The organism is Segatella sinensis (assembly GCF_040095255.1).
Taxonomy (GTDB): Bacteria; Bacteroidota; Bacteroidia; order Bacteroidales; family Bacteroidaceae; genus Prevotella; species Prevotella sinensis.
Window position 1 is genome coordinate 1 of sequence record NZ_JBBNGE010000111.1, and the last position, 2507, is coordinate 2507.

Genomic DNA, 2507 nt, shown 5'->3' on the forward strand with positions numbered 1-2507 from the left:
CCAGCATCCTGGCGATAGAAAACGCAAAAGCCCCAGACCTCAGAACCGGTATCGTTCTGAAATCTGGGGCAAAAGTAGAAAGAATACTCCGTTACGCCTTTTCCGCCGAATGCGCCAAATTGAATTCGGCGGAAACAATAGAGGGGCAAAACCATCGTCTTGCCCCTCTATATCAATATCTTACAGAGACACAATTATTTTCTTTACGTCAAACGGCATCCACTATTCGGCGGAAAGCTTCAATCTTCTAGCGACTTCATATAGTCCTCAACACTTACCTCCACATCAACATCAATATGACCTGCGATAATCTTTTTTCTGATATAATCACCATACGATTTCTGTGTAATCTTCATTTCGACTCATTGGAGATATGATGCAACTTGAGATAGTTTACGAAAGCATGCGCCATTTTCTCTGTCAGGTTCACATCCTTCTCGCCATTCTTATCGGGAAAGAGCACCTCAGCCACTCTTCCGGCAGCCGGAGAAGCACTTTTTTTCGCATCATCCACCGGTTGGCATCCTTCGGAATCAGAATCATCATCAAAGAATTCTGCAATGATTTGCTTGAGGGCTTCAGCCGTTACGTTTCCCCCGATAGTTAACTCCTTATGATGGTCGTTGTGTACGGCCCCATCCTCATAATATGCATTCATTGTCTATTTGTTTTAGAATCCAACATCATTTTATTTGAAGCATTACTTTCTGGAGCCAGATAGACCTGACTACTATGATCTTCATGCATCGCACCTTCACCATAATAAGCTCCGCAATTTACAACCGGAGTTTGCGGCTTGAATTTCTGCATGATTTTCTCAGACAGCACTGGCTGAATCTTAGCCCATGCCGGGTCTTTTGCCAGGAGGAGAGATAGATTACCAAAGATGGCTGATGCCGTGGAAGGATCCAGACGCAGCAACTGTGTCTCTATCAAATCAACTGGCACGCGCGACTCTACAGCCTCGGCAAATTTCTTCGTAACCTTCTCCATTTCAGAAGATAACTCCCCCCACAGAATCCTGTAACTCCCTTCGCTGCTTATCCAGCTCGTCATAACTCATGTATCTAGTCTTCATCATCTCCTCAAAATCAGAGCCAAAGATGATGTTGCACAATTCGTCCAAATCTTCTCTCTGTAAAGTAGTCTTCAAGATATCCTCCAGTTTTGCCATGTGTCTTGCCAGTTTTGCTCCAGCTGTTCCTCCAGAAAATCCTTATGCTTTTCAGACAAATCCGTGTGCTCTATCATCAGGTAGGCCGACAAAACGCACAGCATTTCTCCACGCTCACTATCACCGCTAACCTCCAGTTTCTCTATCTCCTTATCAATTGCATTCTCTGGCCATTGCTTGATATATGGACGATAAGACTGGTCCATAATGCATCGCAATAAATGGAAGAAATTATATAGTCCGCCCGATCTGCAATATGCAGAATTCAGAAGATCCATTATATTATGCTCGCCTACGAGTTTACCAAGCTCATCATAGGCATACATCCATAAGGATACAGGATAAAGCACATCAGAAAAATCGGTACTCTCGGAATAGTCACCCGACAGAAGACGCCAATAGATAGGTTTCATCCTGTGGTGAAACTTTATCATCCACATCTGGTCATGGAAAAAGCGATTGTATTCTTCTGCCTTTTCGCGAATGTTCCAGCCTTCAGGAGCTTCTCCACCATCAAATATTTTCGTTAAAGGTCTGACGAAGTATTCGTCGATTTCTTCTTCAATTGTTTTCATACTTTGTTAATTTTTATAGGTACGAAAAGCCCCACCCGGTTTTGAGCGCTCAGTCTCATCATCAGGTGGGGCTTTCCGTTCTTGTTAGTTTTTATTATGGTGCAAAAGTTATATTTTTATTTTAACCTCCAAAAAAAATCACTATTTTTTATATTACCCAGATATTATTTCAAAATAAAGTTCAATCAGCCCACAGCCTACAACTTCATTAGTCCAGCGTTTTTTTGAGAGGCATCCTTGCAGTTTTATTTACATAGAAAGAAGCCACACGGAGATTATCTGTTGATACTGACACGAACCTAGGATTTGGCCCGGTTTGACTCAATTACTCAGTTACTCAATTACTCAGTTTATTTCTAGACCCCTATACCTGCAACTTGGTTACAAATTGAAAGTATATTTTTTATATTATATATTTATAATATAAATATATAATATACTATCTATACAGGAAGAAACATACGGGCAGAATAAAACTGAGTAATTGAGTAACTGAGTAATTGAGTACGATTTTCGAGGAAGAACGGACAGACGCCTTATAATGGGTTAAATGATTATTTAATAGTAGTTTAGACTGAATCTCTATGTTTTTCTACCAGCAACTCTATATTTCTCTCTTCTTTATCTTACGAGTTAGGATTATTAACGTAGTTTCAAATTGAAAGCTGCTGAAAATCGGCCCTTATCACACCCTGATTTTTGGCGGTTCCCTAAAAAAGCCGTACCTTTGCATCGTCAAAAAATTAATTATTAACCCT

The 2507-nt window shown here is 40.5% G+C and carries 5 protein-coding genes; 1 reads left to right on the top strand and 4 read right to left on the bottom strand.

From position 1 onward, the window contains the following. On the top strand, window positions 1-251 hold a 251-nt coding region (locus AAAT87_RS15215), incomplete at its 5' end, for a hypothetical protein (protein ID WP_349226903.1). 101 nt (window positions 252-352) lie between these two features. Here the strand turns inward: AAAT87_RS15215 and AAAT87_RS15220 are convergent. Genes AAAT87_RS15220 through AAAT87_RS15235 form a run of 4 tightly spaced genes read right to left on the bottom strand, consistent with a single transcriptional unit; the run spans window position 353 to window position 1749 of the window. Beyond that, window positions 353-658 carry a hypothetical protein gene (locus AAAT87_RS15220; protein ID WP_296973809.1) on the bottom strand — a complete coding sequence of 102 codons (306 nt, stop codon included), beginning with the start codon at window positions 656-658 and terminating at the stop codon, window positions 353-355. Further along, window positions 655-993 carry a hypothetical protein gene (locus tag AAAT87_RS15225; RefSeq protein WP_349226904.1) on the bottom strand — a complete coding sequence of 113 codons (339 nt, stop codon included), beginning with the start codon at window positions 991-993 and terminating at the stop codon, window positions 655-657. Before AAAT87_RS15225 ends, AAAT87_RS15220 begins: the two co-directional genes overlap by 4 nt. 1 nt (window position 994) lies before the next feature. Then, the gene (locus AAAT87_RS15230) at window positions 995-1174 is read right to left on the bottom strand and encodes a thioredoxin domain-containing protein (protein ID WP_296973801.1); all 180 of its coding nucleotides are present in this window, start codon (window positions 1172-1174) and stop codon (window positions 995-997) included. Further along, on the bottom strand, window positions 1150-1749 hold the full coding sequence (locus AAAT87_RS15235; RefSeq protein ID WP_349226905.1) for a hypothetical protein: 600 nt from the start codon (window positions 1747-1749) through the stop codon (window positions 1150-1152). The genes AAAT87_RS15230 and AAAT87_RS15235 overlap by 25 nt, the downstream gene beginning before the upstream one ends. Between the last annotated feature and the right edge of the window lie 758 nt (window positions 1750-2507).

Coding starts and splice junctions, on each gene's coding strand:
- AAAT87_RS15220 (WP_296973809.1), bottom strand. CDS start 658: ATGAATGCATATTATGAGGATGGGGCCGTACACAACGACCATCATAAG.
- AAAT87_RS15225 (WP_349226904.1), bottom strand. CDS start 993: ATGGAGAAGGTTACGAAGAAATTTGCCGAGGCTGTAGAGTCGCGCGTG.
- AAAT87_RS15230 (WP_296973801.1), bottom strand. CDS start 1,174: ATGGCAAAACTGGAGGATATCTTGAAGACTACTTTACAGAGAGAAGAT.
- AAAT87_RS15235 (WP_349226905.1), bottom strand. CDS start 1,749: ATGAAAACAATTGAAGAAGAAATCGACGAATACTTCGTCAGACCTTTA.